Genomic DNA, 18,368 nt, shown 5'->3' with positions numbered 1-18,368 from the left:
GGATAAATCCCGGGTCTGCGGTTCTTAAGGTCGGGGTGCTGCTTCAGGCATGCCGGTCAACAGTATTCAGGATGTGGATTTGAACAAAGCGTTAAGTGTGACGGCGGCGAACAGCCTGTTCCCTGTCCATTTGCTATGCGATAAACGAGCATCACTGATCCCTAATATCGGTCCGGTGGTGACATTCGGCCACGAACTCAGCGTGGGTAAATCGTGAGTTTTTCTTTAGAGCGTTTAGAGCGTCAGCTCGGCTATACCTTCAAGGACCAGGAACTGATGGTTCTGGCCCTGACACACCGCAGTTTCGCGGGGCGCAACAATGAGCGCCTCGAGTTCCTGGGGGATGCCATCCTCAATTTTGTAGCCGGCGAAGCGTTGTTTGACCGCTTCCCGCTGGCCCGTGAAGGCCAACTGTCCCGTCTGCGTGCCCGCCTGGTAAAAGGCGAAACCCTGGCCGTGCTGGCCCGTGGTTTTGAGTTGGGTGAATACCTGCGTCTGGGCTCGGGCGAACTGAAAAGCGGTGGCTTTCGCCGTGAGTCGATTTTGGCCGATGCCCTTGAAGCGCTGATCGGCGCCATTTACCTGGATGCGGGCATGGAAGCCGCTCGTGACCGTGTATTGGCCTGGCTTGCCAGCGAGTTCGAGACTCTGACCCTGGTCGACACCAATAAAGATCCAAAGACCCGGCTGCAAGAGTTCTTGCAGTCGCGTGCCTGTGACCTGCCACGTTACGAAGTGGTGGATATCCAGGGCGAACCGCATTGCCGCATGTTCTTCGTTGAGTGCGAAATTGCCCTATTGAATGAAAAAAGCCGGGGTCAGGGTGTGAGCCGTCGTATTGCCGAACAGGTAGCGGCCGCCGCAGCACTGATAGCCCTTGGCGTGGAGAATGGCCATGACTGATTCAACTGCAACACGCTGTGGCTATGTCGCCATTGTTGGTCGACCAAACGTGGGTAAATCCACACTGCTGAACCACATTTTGGGTCAAAAGCTGGCGATTACTTCGCGCAAGCCGCAGACCACCCGCCACAACATGCTGGGCATCAAGACCGAAGGTAACGTGCAAGCGGTCTACGTCGATACTCCGGGCATGCACAAAGGTGGCGAGAAAGCCCTGAACCGCTACATGAACAAAACCGCATCGGCTGCGTTGAAAGACGTTGATGTGGTGATTTTTGTCGTTGATCGCACCAAGTGGACCGACGAGGACCAGATGGTGCTCGAGCGTGTTCAGTACGTGACCGGCCCTTTGATCGTGGCTCTGAACAAGACCGACCGTATCGAAGACAAAGCCGAGCTGATGCCGCATCTGAGCTGGCTTCAAGAGCAACTGCCGAACGCCCAGATCATCCCGATCTCCGCTCAGCACGGTCATAACCTCGAAGCCCTTGAGCGCGTGATTGCCGATCATCTGCCGGAGAACGAGCACTTCTTCCCGGAAGATCAGATCACTGACCGCAGCAGCCGCTTCCTGGCCGCCGAACTGGTACGTGAGAAAATCATGCGCCAGATGGGTGCCGAGCTGCCGTACCAGATCACCGTCGAGATCGAAGAGTTCAAGCAGCAGGGCAAAACCCTGCATATCCACGCGCTGATTCTGGTAGAGCGTGATGGTCAGAAGAAAATCATCATTGGCGACAAGGGCGAGCGTATCAAGCGCATCGGTACCGAAGCGCGCAAGGATATGGAGCTGCTGTTCGACTCCAAAGTCATGCTTAACCTGTGGGTTAAAGTGAAAGGCGGCTGGTCCGACGACGAACGCGCCCTGCGTTCCCTGGGCTACGGCGACCTGTAACAGCCTGCCATCCGCGGCGCGACAATCGCTGGCAAGCCAGCTCCCACAAGACCGGTTCAAGACTTGTGTGGGTTGGCAGGTCCGCTCCCACAAGACTGGTTCAAGACTTGTGTGGGTTGGCAGGTCAGCTCCCACAAGACCGGTTTAAAACCTGTGGGAGCTGGCTTGCCAGCGATGGCTCCCTGGAAGTCGCCCTAGGTTTTCAGGATTAAAACTGTCCATGTCCAGCAAAACCCCCATCCCGCAACTCGCTTACGTCCTGCACAGTCGCCCCTATCGTGAAACCAGTGCCCTGGTGGACTTCCTCACGCCTCAAGGTCGACTGCGGGCGGTGCTGCGCAGTGCGCGCGGAAAGGCCGGGACACTGGCGCGCCCCTTTGTGCCGCTGGAGATCGAGTTTCGTGGGCGTGGTGAGTTGAAAAACGTCGGGCGCATGGAAAGCGCCGGTATTTCAACCTGGCTCAATGGTGAGGCGCTGTTCAGCGGTCTCTACCTTAATGAGCTGCTGATTCGCTTGTTACCTGCTGAAGATCCGCACCCCTCGATATTCGATCATTACGCGGCGACCTTGTTGGCGCTGGCTGAAGGCCGGCCGCTGGAGCCTTTGCTACGGGCCTTTGAATGGCGTTTGCTGGATGATCTGGGCTACGGCTTTTCATTGTCGCTCGATATCCATGGCGAGCCGGTGGAGGCAGACGGCCTGTACCGGTTGCAGGTGGATGCCGGGCTGGAGAGGGTATGGCTGCAGCAGCCGGGGCTGTTTCATGGCGAGCAATTGCACGCCATGGCCGAAGCTGACTGGAGCGCGCCCGGTGCATTGCTGGCGGCCAAGCGCCTGATGCGTCAGGCACTGGCGGTGCATCTGGCAGGTAAACCACTGGCCAGTCGTGAGTTGTTTCGCAAGCCCTGAGGTATGCTATGCGCCGAATCTTCAACTCTTCAGGAGAGCCCTCGTGACTACCAGCAATCGCATTCTTCTCGGCGTCAACATCGACCACGTAGCCACGCTGCGTCAGGCTCGCGGCACCCGTTACCCTGACCCGGTCAAGGCTGCACTGGACGCGGAAGAGGCGGGCGCGGACGGCATTACCGTGCATTTGCGCGAAGACCGTCGGCACATCCAGGAGCGTGATGTACTGCTGCTCAAGGATGTGCTGCAAACGCGCATGAACTTCGAAATGGGCGTCACCGAAGAAATGATGGTATTTGCCGAGCGCATTCGTCCGGCCCATATCTGTCTGGTGCCCGAGACCCGTCAGGAGCTGACGACCGAAGGCGGTCTGGACGTTGCCGGGCAAGAAGCGCGGATCAAGGCTGCCGTCGAGCGTCTGGCGAAAATCGGTTGTGAAGTCTCGTTGTTTATCGATGCTGATGAGCGGCAGATTGCTGCGTCAAAACGCGTCGGTGCTCCCGCTATCGAGTTGCACACCGGGCGTTATGCCGATGCGCAAACCCCGACCGAAGTGGCCGAAGAGTTGCAACGTGTGGCTGATGGCGTGGCATTTGGCCTGGCGCAAGGGTTGATCGTTAATGCCGGTCATGGCCTGCACTACCACAACGTTGAAGCGGTAGCGGCGATCCAGGGCATCAATGAGCTGAACATTGGCCATGCCTTGGTGGCGCATGCTCTGTTCGTTGGCTTCAAGTCGGCAGTGGCCGAGATGAAGGCACTGATTCTGGCGGCGGCAAAGGCTTAAACACCCGTAGCAGCTGCCGGAGGAACGAGGCTGCGTTCGGCGACGTAGTCGCCGCAAATCAGGCGCCCGAGTGTGTCAGTTACATTGAGTGTCCAGGCATCACGACGGCTGCGCCGCCGAACGCAGCCTCGTTCCTTCGGCAGCTGCTACGAGATGGCGCCTTTTGTCAGAGCTGCGGCTCTTCCTTGGGCTTGGTTTTGTTGATGCCCGGTATGTGCAGCTTGCCGTCAGCGACCTGGTCGCCCTCAAGCTGAGGCTGTGTGGCCCATGTCAGGATGTCGTAGTAACGACGGATGTTGGCCACAAAGTGCACCGGCTCGCCGCCCCGGGCGTAGCCATAGCGGGTTTTGCTGTACCACTGCTTCTGCGCAAGGCGAGGCAGCATTTTCTTTACGTCCAGCCACTTATTCGGGTTCAGGCCTTCTTTCTTGGCCAGTTTGCGGGCGTCATCCAGGTGACCGCCACCAACGTTGTAGGCTGCCAGCGCAAACCAGGTGCGATCAGGCTCTTCGATATCGTCGTCCAGTTCGCTCTTGATCAGAGCCAGATACTTGGCGCCGCCCATGATGCTTTGCTGTGCGTCCAGCCGGTTGGACACGCCCATCGCTTGCGCGGTGTTCTGGGTCAGCATCATCAGGCCGCGAACGCCGGTTTTGGACGTGACGGCGGGCTGCCACAAGGACTCCTGATAGCCCATGGCTGCCAGCAGGCGCCAGTCGACCTGCTCCTTTTTGGCCGCATCCTTGAAGAATTTTTCGTATTTGGGCAGGCGCTGCTGCAGGTGCTGGGCGAAGGTGTAAGCGCCGACGTAACCCAGAACATCGACGTGCCCGTAGTAGCGGTCCTTCAAACGTTGCAGGGTGCCGTTTTTTTCGACCTTGTCCAGATACGCATTGATCTCGTTGAGCAGGCTGTTGTCTTCACCGGCCATCACCGCCCAGCGCTGGCTGCGGGCGTCGCCCAGATCAAAGGCCACGCGAACGTTGGGGAAGTACACCTGGTTCATTGCCACTTCGTTGGAGTCGACCAGTGTCAGGTCTATTTGCCCTTCATCGACCATGCGCAGCAAGTCGACAACCTCGACGGCGTCGGACTCTTCGTATTCGATTCCGGGATATTGCTTCTTGAGTTCGGCCAGTTGCTCGGCGTGGGAGCTGCCTTTAAGCACCATGATGCGTTTGCCCACCAGATCGGCGGCAGTGGTGGGGCGTGACTGGCCGTTGCGGTAGATGATCTGGGGCGTGACTTCAAGGTACGGGTGAGAGAACTTGGCTTGCTGCAGGCGTTTCTCGCTGCTGACCAGACCGGCAGCAGCTAAAACGGGACCGTCAGGTTCGCCCAGCTGAGTGAAGATATCGTCCAGGTTGTCGGCTGTTTCGATCTTCAGCTCTACACCCAGATCATCGGCAAAGCGCTTCACCAGCTCGTATTCGAAGCCGGTCTCGCCGTTGCGATCCTCGAAATAGGTGGCCGGGCTGTTACGGGTAATCACCCGCAGTACCCCATCCTCCTTTACGCGCTCAAGGGTGCTGGGTTTTTCAACGCAGGCGCCGAGCATCAGGAAGAGTCCGGTTGCGAACAGCCATCTGGCTCCACGCTGGCGGAATGCAGTTAGAGAAAACATCCGCGCAGTATACGCAAAGCAGCCCCGGTGCCATATCTCGACAATTTACGGTCATTCTGATAACAACTGCCAAAAACGGCCAAACCCTTATGGAATGGGGCATTAGAGGTGGTTTAAAGATCATGACCGCCCATCCACAAAAGCTCTGATAGCCATAAAGAATAAGGCTTTGGTCGGTTAACCGTCTTTGGCTTGCTTCAGGTGTGCCGTTTCGGGTGCCGTCAGCGATGGTTTAGGCTAGAATGCCGGGCCTCAAAGCATACCCCTCCCGAGGCTGTCCCGAAGATGTTGATCCTGCGCGGCGCTCCTGCCCTTTCTGCCTTTCGCCACAGCAAACTCCTTGCACAACTGAGCCTCAAGGTTCCGGCTGTCACTGGTTTGTATGCTGAATTCGCCCACTTCGCCGATGTGACCGGTGAGCTGACCAGCGATGAACAGCAGGTCCTGGCTCGTCTCTTGAAGTACGGCCCAAGTGTGCCGGTCCAAGAGCCTAGCGGCCGACTGTTCCTGGTGTTGCCGCGGTTTGGCACCATTTCCCCTTGGTCGAGTAAGGCCAGCGACATTGCCCGTAACTGTGGCCTGGCTAAAGTCCAGCGCCTGGAACGTGGCATTGCGTTCTACGTGGCCGGTCAGTTCAGCGACGCTGATGCCGAACTCATTGCAGCTGCATTGCATGACCGCATGACGCAAATCGTGCTGGGCAACCTTGAACAGGCTGCCGGCCTGTTCAGCCATGCCGAGCCCAAGCCGCTGACGGCCATCGACGTGCTGGGCGGCGGTCGCGCCGCGCTGGAAAAAGCCAACGTCGAGCTGGGTCTGGCACTGGCCGAAGACGAAATCGACTACCTGGTCAATGCGTTCAACGGCCTGGGTCGCAACCCGCACGACATCGAACTGATGATGTTCGCCCAGGCCAACTCCGAGCATTGCCGTCACAAAATCTTCAACGCCAGCTGGGACATCGACGGCCAGAGCCAGGATAAAAGCCTGTTTGGCATGATCAAGAACACCTACGTGATGCACAGCGAAGGCGTGTTGTCGGCTTACAAGGACAACGCTTCGGTCATCGTCGGCAGCGTGGCAGGGCGTTTCTTCCCGGACCCTGAAACCCGCCAGTACGGCGCGGTACAGGAGCCGGTACACATCCTGATGAAGGTTGAGACCCACAACCACCCGACCGCCATTGCCCCGTTCCCGGGTGCGGCGACCGGTTCCGGTGGCGAGATCCGTGACGAAGGCGCTACCGGCCGTGGCGCCAAGCCAAAGGCCGGCCTGACCGGTTTCACCGTGTCCAACCTGCAGATCCCTGGCTTTGAACAGCCGTGGGAAGTGCCGTACGGCAAGCCCGAGCGCATCGTTACCGCGCTGGACATCATGATCGAAGGCCCGCTGGGCGGCGCCGCGTTCAACAACGAATTCGGCCGTCCGGCCCTGACCGGCTACTTCCGTACCTTCGAGCAGTCGATCACGACTCCCCGTGGTGAAGAAGTGCGCGGTTACCACAAGCCAATCATGTTGGCCGGCGGCATGGGCAACATCCGCGCCGAACACGTACAGAAAGCCGAAATCACCGTGGGCTCCAAGCTGATCGTGCTGGGTGGCCCGGCAATGCTGATCGGTCTGGGTGGCGGTGCCGCTTCCTCCATGGCAACCGGTGCGAGCTCGGCTGATCTGGACTTCGCTTCGGTACAGCGCGAAAACCCGGAAATGGAACGCCGTTGCCAGGAAGTCATCGACCGTTGCTGGCAGCTGGGTGACAAAAACCCGATCAGCTTCATCCACGACGTCGGCGCCGGTGGTCTGTCCAACGCCTTCCCGGAACTGGTCAATGATGGTGAGCGTGGCGGTCGTTTCGAACTGCGCAATATTCCAAACGACGAGCCGGGCATGGCCCCGCACGAAATCTGGAGCAACGAATCCCAGGAACGCTATGTAATGGCGGTGGGCGTTGCTGATTTCGAGCGTTTCAAAGCGATCTGCGAACGTGAGCGTTGCCCGTTTGCCGTGGTCGGTGAAGCGACTGCCGAACCGCAGCTGACTGTTACCGACAGCCACTTCGGCAACAACCCGGTGGACATGCCACTGGAAGTGTTGCTGGGCAAGGCGCCGCGCATGCACCGTACTGCTGTGCGCGAAGCCGAACTGGGCGATGACTTCGATCCGTCCACCCTGAGCATCGACGAGTGTGTAGAGCGCGTGCTGCATCACCCGGCCGTGGCCAGCAAAAGCTTCCTGATCACCATCGGCGACCGGACTATTACTGGCCTGGTTGCGCGTGACCAGATGGTAGGCCCGTGGCAAGTGCCGGTAGCCGACGTTGCGGTTACCGCCACCAGCTTTGACGTGTACACCGGTGAAGCCATGGCCATGGGCGAGCGGACTCCGCTGGCACTGCTGGATGCCCCGGCATCGGGCCGTATGGCAATCGGCGAAACCCTGACCAACATCGCGGCTTCGCGCATCGGCAAAATCAGCGACATCAAACTGTCGGCCAACTGGATGTCGGCAGCGGGTCACCCCGGCGAAGACGCCCGTCTGTACGACACCGTGAAAGCGGTCGGTATGGAGCTGTGCCCTGAGCTGGGCATCACCATTCCAGTGGGCAAAGACTCGATGTCGATGCAAACCCGCTGGAACGACGAAGGCACTGACAAGACCGTTACCTCGCCGCTGTCGCTGGTAGTGACCGGTTTTGCTCCGGTGCTCGATGTCCGCCAGACCCTGACTCCGGTGTTGCGCATGGACAAGGGCCTGACCGATCTGATTCTGATCGATCTGGGCCGTGGCCAGAACCGCATGGGCGCCTCGATCCTGGCCCAGACCTACGGCAAGCTTGGCCGTCAGGCGCCTGACGTGGATGACGCAGAAGACCTCAAAGCCTTCTTTGCCGTGATTCAGGGCTTGAATGCCGACGGCCATTTGCTGGCTTACCACGACCGTTCCGACGGTGGTTTGCTGACCAGCGTGATGGAAATGGCGTTTGCCGGTCACTGCGGTGTCAACCTGGCACTCGACGGCCTGGCTGAAACCGCTGCCGACATTCCTGCGATCCTGTTCAACGAAGAGTTGGGTGCGGTGGTTCAGGTGCGTCAGGACGCTACCGCTGACGTGCTCGCACAGTTCAGCGCGGCCGGTCTGGGCGAATGCGTGTCGGTGATTGGTCAGCCGCGCAACTGCGAAGACGTGACGATCACCTTCAATGGCGAGACTGTTTTCGCCGGTCAGCGTCCTCTGCTGCAGCGTCAGTGGGCTGAAACCAGCTTCCAGATCCAGCGTATGCGTGACAACGCAGACTGCGCCCAGCAAGAGTTCGACGTGCTGCTGGAAGAAGACAATCCGGGCCTGAGCGTTCAGCTGAGCTTTGATGTCAACGAAAACATCAGCGCGCCATACATCAAGAAAGGCATTCGCCCACAGGTTGCCGTACTGCGTGAGCAGGGTGTCAACGGTCAGGTTGAAATGGCGGCGGCGTTTGACCGTGCCGGTTTCAACGCGGTGGATGTCCACATGAGCGACATTCTGGCCGGCCGTGTCGACCTGAATGACTTCAAGGGCATGGTTGCCTGCGGCGGCTTCTCCTACGGTGACGTACTGGGTGCCGGTGAAGGCTGGGCCAAGTCGGCCCTGTTCAACGCCCGTGCACGTGATGCGTTCCAGGGCTTCTTAGAGCGTAGCGACAGCTTCACCCTGGGTGTTTGCAACGGTTGCCAGATGATGTCCAACCTTAGCGAACTGGTCCCGGGCAGCGAGTTCTGGCCGCACTTTGTGCGTAACCGTTCCGAGCAGTTCGAAGCCCGTGTGGCAATGGTTCAGGTGCAGGAGTCGAACTCGATCTTCTTGCAGGGGATGGCCGGTTCGCGCATGCCAATCGCCATTGCCCACGGTGAAGGCCATGCCGAGTTCGCCAGCCCTGAAGCCCTGCTGCAAGCCGACCTGTCGGGTTGCGTGGCACTGCGCTTCGTCGACAACCACGGCAAGGTTACCGAGAGCTACCCGGCCAACCCGAACGGCTCGCCGCGCGGGATTACCGGTCTCACCAGCCGCGACGGCCGCGTGACAATCATGATGCCGCACCCGGAGCGGGTATTCCGCGCCGTGCAGAACTCATGGCGTCCTGAAGAGTGGAACGAAGATGCACCGTGGTTGCGCATGTTCCGCAACGCACGTGTGTGGGTCGACTAAGGGCATGTACAAGCTCAGCTTCTTCGTTCCCCCAAGCCACGTCGAAGTGGTCAAGGATGCTGTATTCGCTGCCGGTGGCGGACGGATCGGTAACTATGACCACTGCGCCTGGCAGGTATTGGGCCAGGGCCAGTTTCGCGCGCTGGACGGCAGTCAGCCGTTTATCGGGCAAACCGGTCAGGTCGAATACGTTGGGGAATGGAAGGTTGAGCTGGTCGTTGCCGATGATCTGATTCATGGGGCAGTGGCTGCGCTCAAGCACAGCCACCCCTATGAAACGCCTGCTTATGAAGTGTGGCGTCTGGCGGATTTGTAACACCCAAACACCAACCTGTAGGAGCGAGCTTGCCTCGCGATGCAAACAATGCGCGGTTTCTGAGAGAACGCATTGAGACCATCGCGAGGCAAGCTCGCTCCTACAGTTCGTTTAGCGTGCGTGATCTGGCCTGATCAAGCGCCCCAACGCCTCACTCAATCCCTGCGCCTGCGCCCCCACCAATACATGCCAAACGCCATCGGCGTGCCGGCTGATGCCCTGGCTGCCCAATGCCTTGAGCTGACTCTCTGACAATGAACGTTCGTCTCCAAGCTTGATTCGCAAGCGGGTGAGCGCTACGCACTCCACATGCAACACATTGCTGCTGCCTCCCAGCGCGCCCAGCCATTTTTTTGCGGCTTCGGGCTCGACTTCTTGCGTCGGTTGCTCCGCACAAACCTGCGCCTGACTGGCGGTGGGCGAGTGGTTGCCCTGTGACAAGGCTAAACGGATCTCGTCGGCGATGCTGTCGGCCATTGGCCCGACCACCACTTGCAGACTGCCCGCACGCCCCGGTCGCATCACGCCCATGGCGCCCAGCGCCTTGAGCTCGTTGTCCCGGGCCTTGCTGCGATCGGCCAGCTCCAGGCGCAAGCGTGTGGTGCAGGCACCGACGGTGATCAGATTGGCCGCACCACCCAATGCCTGGATGTAGCCGTTGGCCCGCTGGTTCTCGGTGAGGTTGGCGGTTTCAGTTACCGGGTTGTCTTCGCGGCCCGGGGTTTTGAGTTTGAAGCGGCGGATGCAGTAATCAAACACCAGGTAATAAATGACGAAGTAGGCCAGCCCGACGGGAAAGATCATCCAGCCATTGGTGGACTTGCCCCAGCCCAGCAACATGTCGATGGCACCACCGGAAAAGGTGAAGCCCAAATGGATATCCAGCAGGTTGGTGATGGCCATCGACAGCCCGGTCAGCAACGCATGCAACAAATAGAGGAAGGGCGCGAGGAACATGAAAGCAAATTCGATGGGTTCGGTGACGCCGGTCAAAAACGCGGTCAGCGCCAGTGACAGGAAAATCCCGCCCATCAGTTTGCGCCGCTCCGGCAACGCGTTGCGGTACATCGCCAGGCACGCAGCCGGCAGGCCAAACATCATCACCGGGAACATGCCGGTCATGAATTGCCCGCCCTTGGGATCGCCCGCGAAGTAACGGGTCAGGTCGCCGGTCACCACTTGCCCGGTCTCGGTGGTAAAGCTGCCGAATACGAACCACGCCATATTGTTGAGGATATGGTGCAGCCCGGTAACGATCAGGATCCGGTTAAGCACGCCGAAGATGAACGCGCCGAGGCTGCCGCTTTCAAGCAGCAACACCCCCAGACTATTGATGCCTTCCTGAATCGGAGGCCAGATCAGGCCGAACAGGGCCCCCAGGGCTACGGCCGCGAACCCGGTGACGATGGGCACAAAACGCCGCCCGCCAAAAAACGCCAGGTACTCCGGCAGCTTGATGTCCTTGAAGCGGTTGTACAGCGCCCCGGCCATCAGGCCGCTGACAATCCCGGCGAGCATGCCCATGTTGATATGGGGGTCGAGCGCCTTGAGGGTCGAGATCAGCACCAGATAACCGATCGCCCCGGCCAGGCCTGCGGTGCCGTTGTTATCGCGGGCAAAACCGACGGCAATGCCGATGGCGAAGATCAGCGCCAGGTTGGCGAAAATCGTGTTGCCGGCATCGTGGATGATTGCGATGTTGAGCAAGTCGGTGTCGCCCAGACGCAGCAGCAGCCCGGCAATGGGCAAAATCGCAATCGGCAGCATCAACGCCCGGCCAAGCCGTTGCAGACCTTCGATGAAGTATTGATACATGAGAGATTCTCCGTCGTTGTTTTTGTTGTTGTCAGTCGCAAAGTGGCCAGTACTGATGACAGGCCTCACGTACAGATCTGGCATTACTCATGTTCAACAGCTTCTGGCTCAGTGTTTGACACATCCCGGCATCAAGCTCCCGTACCCGGGCCTTGATTTCACCGATTTGCAGCGGGCTGACTGACAGCTCGCGAACCCCCAGCCCGATCAGCACCGGTGTGGCCAAAGGGTCGCTGGCCAGCGCACCGCACACGCCCACCCAGCGCCCATGCTTTGCCGCACCGGCACAGGTATGGGCGATCAGGCGCAGCAGCGCCGGATGCAGGGCGTCGACCCGTGACGCCAGCCCCGCGTGATCGCGGTCCATGGCCAGGGTGTACTGCGACAGGTCGTTGGTGCCGATGGACAGAAAGTCCGCATGCTCGGCCAGTTGTTCAGCCATCAGGGCCGCTGCCGGCACTTCGATCATCACCCCCAGTTCCGGGCGCTGGCTCAGGCCCAGTTCAACGCGCAAGGCGTCCAGGCGGCTGCGGATATGCAGCAACTCGTCGACCTCGGTGATCATTGGCAACAGGATGCGGCAACGCTGCACCGGGCTGACCTGCAGCAGGGCGCGCAGTTGCCGGTCAAGGATCTGCGGGTGCAATTGCGCCAGGCGGATGCCGCGCAGGCCCAGTACCGGATTGGCTTCGGCGGGCAGCGGCAGATAATCGAGTTGTTTGTCGCCGCCCACATCAATGGTGCGAATGATCACCGGCTTGTCGCCCATCGCATCGACGACACCCTGGTAGGCCGCAATCTGCTCCTGTTCATTGGGCGCAGTGGTGCGTTCGACAAACAGAAACTCGGTGCGCAGCAACCCCACGCCATCCGCGCCATGGGCATGGGCGCTGGCGGCTTCGTGGCTGGAGGCCACATTGGCGGCGATCTCGATCTGCTGCCCGTCGCCGGTCACTGCCGGTTCATGGGCATGCAGCTGTTGCCGGGCAAAGCGTTGCTGGCGGGTGAGAATGCTTTGCTGAACTCGTTCGATGCGGCCGGCGGCGGGTGTCAGTTCCAGGCACGCGTTGTCGGCGTCGAGAATCACCTGCTGTCCGGCCGGCAACGCCAGCAGCTCGCAACCGAGGGCTACCAGGCAAGGCAGGCCTTTACCCCGGGCCAGAATGGCGACATGGGACGTGGCCCCGCCTGCGGCCATGCACAAGCCGGCAACGTTCTGCGCGCTGAGCATCAACAGATCGGAAGGCGTCAGTTCGTGTGCGGCAACAATGGCCCCCGGGGGTAACTGGCACTGCGCACGTTCACCCAATAACGCTCTGAGGACCCGTTGTTGCAGGTCACGCAAATCGTTGGAGCGTTCAGCCAGCAGGGTATTGCCCAGTTGTTGCAGAATCGCGCACTGCTGCTCGATCGTGGCACTCCAGGCATGGGCCGCGCTCCGGCCCTGGGCAATCACGCCGTGGCTGGCCTGCAGCAGCTCGCTGTCTTCGAGCAATGCCAGGTGAGTATCGAAAATGGCTTCTTCGTCGAGGTTGCCTTGAGCCCGGGCCTGGATCAGGGTCAGGCGGATTTCTGCGCGTACCTGCTCCAGCGCCGAATGCAGCGCCTGCATTTGTTGTTCGGGGACGTGATTGCCAAGGTCGGGAGGCAGTTGCACGGTGCTTAAAAAATACAGCGGGCCGCTGGCCAGACCGGGCGCCGCGCAGACCCCGCTTAACTGACCCGGTTTATTCGCGGGACGAACCGGCGCCGGTGCGGCTTGCACCGGGGCAGGGGAGGGGCTGACGTGTGTTTTGCCCAGCGCCGCCAAAATGGCCTGCAGCGCGGCGTCGGCATCCTCGCCGTCACAGCTGACGTGAACTTCATCGTTCTCGCTGATGCCCAGAGCCAGCAGCCTGACAATGCTCTGGCACGGAGCCGAATTAGCGCCGATGTGCAGCCGGCAACTGCTCTTGAAACCCAGCGCGGTTTGTCGGATCAGCGCGGCCGGGCGGGCATGCAACCCGCCATGGTGAGTGATGCGCACGCTGCCCCGGGCTTGCTGTCCCGGGTCGCCGGTTGCTGTAACAACGGCCTCTACCTGGCGCGCAGCGACCTGCAGCAGCGGCGCTCCGGCCTCGGCGGTGTCCTGTTCCAGCAATTGCAGCTCGAACAGGTCGCTATTGGTCAGTACCAGCAGGCTGATCAGGCTGGTGCAGCGTTGCGCGATGTAATCGGGGTCGAAGCGCAGCAAGGGTTGCCCGTTACTGACTTGCGCGCCGTTTTCTACCAGCAGCTGAAAACCTTCGCCCTGCAGGTCAAAGGTGTCCAGACCCACATGCAACAGCACCTCGGCGCCATTATCGGCACGCAGGGTCAGGGCATGGGCGGTCTTGGCGACGTGCACGATCACCCCGTCACAGGGCGCATACAAACAGTCGTTCAGTGGGTCGATGGCAATCCCGTCGCCCATCACGCCGCTGGAAAAGACTTCGTCCGGCACCTGGGCGAGTTTGATGACCGGCCCGCTGAGCGGCGCACTGAGGGTGAGCTTTTTATTGTTGTGCATGGCGCGATACTCATTAAACCTGCGGGGGAGGACAACTTAGTGGGTACGGGTCACTTTGCTCAGGAAGCGCGGCTGATCCGGGTCCAGACCTCGGGCCCGGGCCAGGCCAGCGGCCATCACGTAGAAACTCTGAATGGCCAGAATCGGGTCCAGGTCCGGGTGCGCTGCCTGGCTCAGGGTCAGGTCGCGTTCGGCCACATCATCGGGGGCCGCCAGCAGCACCCGGGCGCCGCGCTGGCGCATGTCTCGGGCCAGGGTCAGCAAGCCTGCCTGCTCCACACCCCGTGGGGCGAAAATCAGCAGCGGGTAGTTTTCTTCTATCAAGGCCATCGGCCCGTGGCGCACTTCGGCACTGCTGAAGGCTTCGGCCTGCAGGGTCGACGTTTCCTTGAATTTGAGCGCAGCCTCCTGGGCGATGGCAAAGCCTGCGCCGCGGCCGATCACCAGTAGTTGCTGGGCATCGCGCAGGGTCTCGATGGCTTTGCTCCAGTCCTGTGTACAGGCATCGCGCAAGCCGGCGGGCAGCAGGTGGCCAGCTTCGAGCAGGGCTTTATCGTTGGCCCAGTGCGCCACCAGGCGGGCACTGGCGCTCAAGGTGGCGATAAAGCTTTTAGTGGCGGCGACGCTGAGTTCTGGGCCGGCACACAGGGGCAGGGTGTACGCGCTGGCGGCTTCAAGCGGTGTGTTTTCGGCATTGACCAGCGCGACACTGACAGCGCCGCGTTCGCGCAGCAGGCTCAGGCTGTCGATGATGTCGGGACTCTGGCCGGACTGGGAAAAGGCAAATACGGCCTGCCCCTTCACTCGTAGCGGCGACTGGCGCAACGTCACCACGGACATCGGCAACGATGCTACGGGCACGCCCACATGCTGCATGGTCAGGTAGGCGAAGTAACTTGCAGCATGGTCAGAACTGCCGCGGGCGAGGGTCATGGCCACGTCGGGCGGGCTGGCCCGCAGGTCACGGGCGAGGTCGATCAGGCGCGATTCGAGGTTGAACAATTGACGTTCGACCGCTTCGCTCGCGGACCGGGCCTCTTCAAGCATTTTGGACGGTTTGTTAAAAGACAAGTGCTTCCCCTTCGACCATGACAGCGGTGAGATTCAGTGAACGATCCAGGCGCACGCAGTCGGCCCAGCTACCGGGCTGCAAGCGCCCGCGTTCTGTAATGCCGAGGTAGTCCGCCGGGTACTGCGACAGGCGTTGCGAGGCTTCGGCCAGTGGCAGGCCGATTTTCACCAGGTTGCGCAGGGCCTGATCCATGGTCAGCGTGCTGCCTGCCAGCGTGCCGTCGGCCAGGCGTACGCCGCCCAGGCATTTGGTGACGGTGTGACTGCCCAATTGGTATTCGCCATCGGGCATGCCGGTGGCTGCGGTGGAATCGGTGACGCAGTACAGGCAGGGAATGGCCCGCAGGGCGGCGCGGATCGCGCCGGGATGCACGTGGAGCAAGTCGGGGATCAGTTCGGCAAAGCGGGCATGGGCCAGGGCTGCGCCCAGAATGCCGGGCTCGCGGTGATGCAGCGGGCTCATGGCGTTATACAAATGGGTAAAACTGGTCGCGCCCGCATCCAGTGCGGCCACGCCTTCTTCGTAACTGCCCAGGGTGTGCCCCAGTTGCATGCGAATGCCCCGGGCGCTGAGTGTGCCGATCAATTCGATGTGGCCGGCGATTTCAGGTGCGATGGTGATGACTTTGATCGGCGCCAGACTCAGGTAATCCTCGACTTCGGCCATCAGCGCGGTGTGCGCGAAGTTGGGTTGTGCACCGAGCTTGCCGGGGTTGATAAACGGGCCTTCGAGATGCACCCCGAGTACCCGGGCGCTGCCGGCGGGGCGTTGCTGGCAAAACTCTCCGAGGGCGCCGAGCACACGGCTGATGTCGTGATTGGGCGCGGTCATGGTCGTGGCCAGCAAGGCCGTGGTGCCGAAGCGCAAGTGGGTGCGGGTGATCGTTTCGAAGGCCGGAGCGCCTTGCATGATGTCTTTGCCGCCGCCGCCGTGCACATGCAAGTCGATAAAGCCGGGCAGCAAGTAGGGCAAATCGTTATCCGCCGGATCGCACGGGGTGCCTTCGATGCTCAGGACCTTGCCGTTCTCGTGCAGCAGGCGGCCGCGGACCCAGCCTTGGGGCGTGAGGATATTGTTCTCGGACATGAGCGGCCCTCCGGGCGTGTTATCGGGTTAGCGGCGCAGTTCAGCCACAAAATCGTAGAAATCGTTGCGGCAATAGGTATCGGTGACTTCGATCGGGGTGTTGTCTTCGAGGTAGCCGACCCGGGTCATCAGCAGCATGGCGGTCCCGGTCTCAATCCCCACCAGGGCGGCAAACTCGGCGCTGGCATTGATCGCCTGAATATGTTGCAGGGCGCGCACCACCGGTTTGCCGATGCTGTCCAGGTACTCGTAGAGCGAGTCGCCAATCAGCTGCGGCTGCGGGATCAGGGAGGCGGGCAGGGCGCTCATTTCGATGGCCATGACTGTGTCGTCGGCTTTACGCAGACGTTTGAGGCGCGCGACTTTGTCCGTTGGCGACAATGCCAGACGGATCAGCTCTTCGTGGCTGGGCTGGGTGATTTCCCGCTGCAGCCACTGTGAGCCCGGGACGAAGCCCTTGAGTCGGAGCATTTCGCTGAAACTGGAAAGCCGCGACAGGGGTTGTTCAAGGCGCGGGGTGATGAAGGTTCCGGAGCCCTGGCTGCGGCGGATCAGGCCTTGTTCAAACAGAATTTCCAGGGCTTTGCGAGCCGTAACGCGTGACAGGCCCAGTTGTTCACTCAGGCTGCGCTCCGAAGGTAGCGCCTGCTCGGCTTTCCAGAGGCCGGCATGGATCGCGGCCTCCAGGTTGCGGGCCAGTTGCAGGTACAAAGGCGTGGACTGGCTGTCGTCCGGGCGCAGTTTTGCGAGGTTGTTGATGGGGCTGGTCATGGCGGTGCATCCGATGCGGTTATTAGAGTGTTGTCGCCCGGTAATTGCGCGAAAGTAATACCACTTCAATACCAAGTCAACGCACGTGCAGGCGCTTTCCTGGCCGAAAACAGGGTGTTTGGCTGTGGTGACTTTCTATGGTGTTTAAGTGGTATTAAGAGTGCGCGCAAAGCGCTGAGAAGTTGCGGGCCCGTTCGGGCCCGACGGCGAGCAAAGGTATTAAGAGCGGGCGGGAGGGCGTGGCGCCAGGGCGCCAGAATTTATTTTCGCTCAGGGACGAATTTCTACCAGGGTGCCGTCCTTCACCAGGTTCCAGACTTCACGCATTTCGTAGTTTTTCATCGCGATACAACCATCGGTCCAGTCCAGGGTGTGGAACAGTTCTTCGGGGTTGTCTTCGGAGTCCGGCGTACCGTGGATCATGATCATCGACCCGGGGTTCAGCCCTTCACGCCGGGCTTTGGCCGCGTCACTGACGTTGGGGTAGTTGATATGCATCGCCAGGTTGAATTTGTCGCTTTTCTTGCGCCAGTCGACCCAGTAAAGGCCCTCGGGGGTACGTTTGTCGCCTTCTTGCAGCTTTGGCCCCTTGGGCTGTTTGCCCAATGAAATGCGGTAGCTCTTTATCGGTTTGCCATCGCTGATCAGTTGCAGCTTGCGGGCAGACTTGAGCACCAGGATTTTTTCGATTTTTTGGTCGGCTCTGATGGTCTGTGTTGACTGGGCCGGTTTGAGCACCTGATTTTTATCGACGGGTTTGCCATTCACGGTAATGACAACGGAAGCTTGGCAAGTAACAGCAAACGACAGGCAGAGGGCAGCGAGCAACCAACGCATTAGAGGGAGATTCCTGAGTAACAAGGCAAACAACATTATTGTTGGGGTTTGGTCAGACCGGCCAGAGGCGCTACGGCCTCGCTGCGCACGGGGTAGACGTTACCCGGGCGGTCAGCGAAAAAGCATTCTAAGGTACGGCTGACCGTGCGAAAAGCCAGCTCTGACCAAGGGATGTCGGCTTCATCAAAAAGCCGGACTTCAAGGCTCTCTTCACCGGCGGCAAAGTCCGGAGTCAGCAAGTCGGCACGATAGAACACATGCACCTGATTGATGTGCGGTACATCGATGAGGGTATAGATAGCCAGGTTTTCAACGTTGGCGCAGGCTTCTTCGAGGGTTTCGCGTCGGGCAGCCTGTTCAACGGTCTCGCCGTTTTCCATGAACCCTGCGGGCAGGGTCCAGTAACCCTTGCGCGGCTCGATGGCGCGTCGGCACAGCAGCACTTGAGTGCCCCAGGTGGGCAGGCACCCGGCAACAATATTGGGGTTTTGATAATGAATGGTCTGGCAGTGGTCGCAGACATAACGCAGGCGCGAATCGCCTTGCGGGATATGTTGGCTGACTGAATGGCCGCACTGGCTGCAAAATTTCATGCTTGGTTCTCTGGTAAGGCGCTTATCTT

General features: G+C 60.3%; 15 protein-coding genes. 7 read left to right on the top strand and 8 right to left on the bottom strand.

Going from position 1 to position 18,368, the window contains the following annotated elements; translation table 11 throughout:
• Positions 1–49: 49 nt before the first annotated feature.
• From ACP7BO_RS07305 to pdxJ, 5 genes are all read left to right on the top strand, one after another.
• Positions 50–217: a hypothetical protein gene (locus ACP7BO_RS07305; protein WP_157883481.1), complete on the top strand. Its 168-nt coding sequence runs from the start codon at positions 50–52 to the stop codon at positions 215–217.
• Positions 214–903, top strand: a complete 690-nt coding sequence (gene rnc / locus ACP7BO_RS07300; RefSeq protein WP_060694895.1) for a ribonuclease III — start codon at positions 214–216, stop codon at positions 901–903. Before ACP7BO_RS07305 ends, rnc begins: the two co-directional genes overlap by 4 nt.
• Entirely contained in the window at positions 896–1,798 is a 903-nt protein-coding gene (era, locus tag ACP7BO_RS07295) for a GTPase Era (protein ID WP_010655991.1), read from the top strand. The genes rnc and era overlap by 8 nt, the downstream gene beginning before the upstream one ends.
• Positions 1,799–2,018: 220 nt before the next feature.
• Positions 2,019–2,708: a DNA repair protein RecO gene (gene recO, locus ACP7BO_RS07290; protein ID WP_397454667.1), complete on the top strand. Its 690-nt coding sequence runs from the start codon at positions 2,019–2,021 to the stop codon at positions 2,706–2,708.
• A gap of 43 nt (positions 2,709–2,751) precedes the next feature.
• Positions 2,752–3,495, top strand: coding sequence for a pyridoxine 5'-phosphate synthase (pdxJ, locus tag ACP7BO_RS07285; protein ID WP_426209337.1), 744 nt, complete (start codon positions 2,752–2,754; stop codon positions 3,493–3,495).
• Positions 3,496–3,661: 166 nt separating this feature from the next.
• On the opposite strand, the gene mltF is transcribed toward pdxJ, so the two are convergent.
• The gene (mltF, locus tag ACP7BO_RS07280) at positions 3,662–5,119 is read right to left on the bottom strand and encodes a membrane-bound lytic murein transglycosylase MltF (RefSeq protein ID WP_060694887.1); all 1,458 of its coding nucleotides are present in this window, start codon (positions 5,117–5,119) and stop codon (positions 3,662–3,664) included.
• A gap of 285 nt (positions 5,120–5,404) precedes the next feature.
• Here mltF and purL point away from each other — a divergent pair, with 285 nt between their 5' ends.
• Positions 5,405–9,301, top strand: a complete 3,897-nt coding sequence (gene purL, locus ACP7BO_RS07275; RefSeq protein ID WP_426209335.1) for a phosphoribosylformylglycinamidine synthase — start codon at positions 5,405–5,407, stop codon at positions 9,299–9,301.
• 4 nt (positions 9,302–9,305) lie between these two features.
• On the top strand, positions 9,306–9,617 hold the full coding sequence (locus ACP7BO_RS07270) for an NGG1p interacting factor NIF3 (RefSeq protein WP_397454664.1): 312 nt from the start codon (positions 9,306–9,308) through the stop codon (positions 9,615–9,617).
• A gap of 111 nt (positions 9,618–9,728) precedes the next feature.
• Here ACP7BO_RS07270 and nagE read toward each other — a convergent pair whose 3' ends face one another.
• The 7 genes from nagE to ACP7BO_RS07235 form a co-directional block, all read right to left on the bottom strand.
• On the bottom strand, positions 9,729–11,432 hold the full coding sequence (gene nagE, locus ACP7BO_RS07265) for an N-acetylglucosamine-specific PTS transporter subunit IIBC (protein ID WP_426209333.1): 1,704 nt from the start codon (positions 11,430–11,432) through the stop codon (positions 9,729–9,731).
• A gap of 31 nt (positions 11,433–11,463) precedes the next feature.
• The gene (gene ptsP / locus ACP7BO_RS07260; RefSeq protein WP_397454662.1) at positions 11,464–13,980 is read right to left on the bottom strand and encodes a phosphoenolpyruvate--protein phosphotransferase; all 2,517 of its coding nucleotides are present in this window, start codon (positions 13,978–13,980) and stop codon (positions 11,464–11,466) included.
• Positions 13,981–14,016: 36 nt separating this feature from the next.
• A complete protein-coding gene (locus ACP7BO_RS07255; protein ID WP_397457304.1) occupies positions 14,017–15,027 on the bottom strand; it encodes an SIS domain-containing protein in 1,011 nt (336 codons plus the stop codon).
• A 13-nt stretch (positions 15,028–15,040) separates the two neighbouring features.
• On the bottom strand, positions 15,041–16,138 hold the full coding sequence (gene nagA / locus ACP7BO_RS07250; protein ID WP_397454661.1) for an N-acetylglucosamine-6-phosphate deacetylase: 1,098 nt from the start codon (positions 16,136–16,138) through the stop codon (positions 15,041–15,043).
• Between the two features lie 27 nt (positions 16,139–16,165).
• Complete coding sequence (locus ACP7BO_RS07245; RefSeq protein ID WP_397454660.1) at positions 16,166–16,909, bottom strand: GntR family transcriptional regulator; 744 nt, start codon at positions 16,907–16,909, stop codon at positions 16,166–16,168.
• Positions 16,910–17,179: 270 nt separating this feature from the next.
• Positions 17,180–17,746 (bottom strand): L,D-transpeptidase family protein, encoded by a 567-nt coding sequence (locus tag ACP7BO_RS07240; protein ID WP_060694873.1) that lies wholly within the window; start codon positions 17,744–17,746, stop codon positions 17,180–17,182.
• A 35-nt stretch (positions 17,747–17,781) separates the two neighbouring features.
• Positions 17,782–18,339 carry an NUDIX hydrolase gene (locus tag ACP7BO_RS07235; RefSeq protein WP_426209329.1) on the bottom strand — a complete coding sequence of 186 codons (558 nt, stop codon included), beginning with the start codon at positions 18,337–18,339 and terminating at the stop codon, positions 17,782–17,784.
• Between the last annotated feature and the right edge of the window lie 29 nt (positions 18,340–18,368).

Origin of the sequence: Pseudomonas sp. TWR2-1-1, from assembly GCF_049897045.1 — a bacterium.
In the GTDB taxonomy this organism is placed as follows: domain Bacteria; phylum Pseudomonadota; class Gammaproteobacteria; order Pseudomonadales; family Pseudomonadaceae; genus Aquipseudomonas; species Aquipseudomonas versuta.
This window is presented reverse-complemented; position numbering and strand designations above follow the sequence as displayed.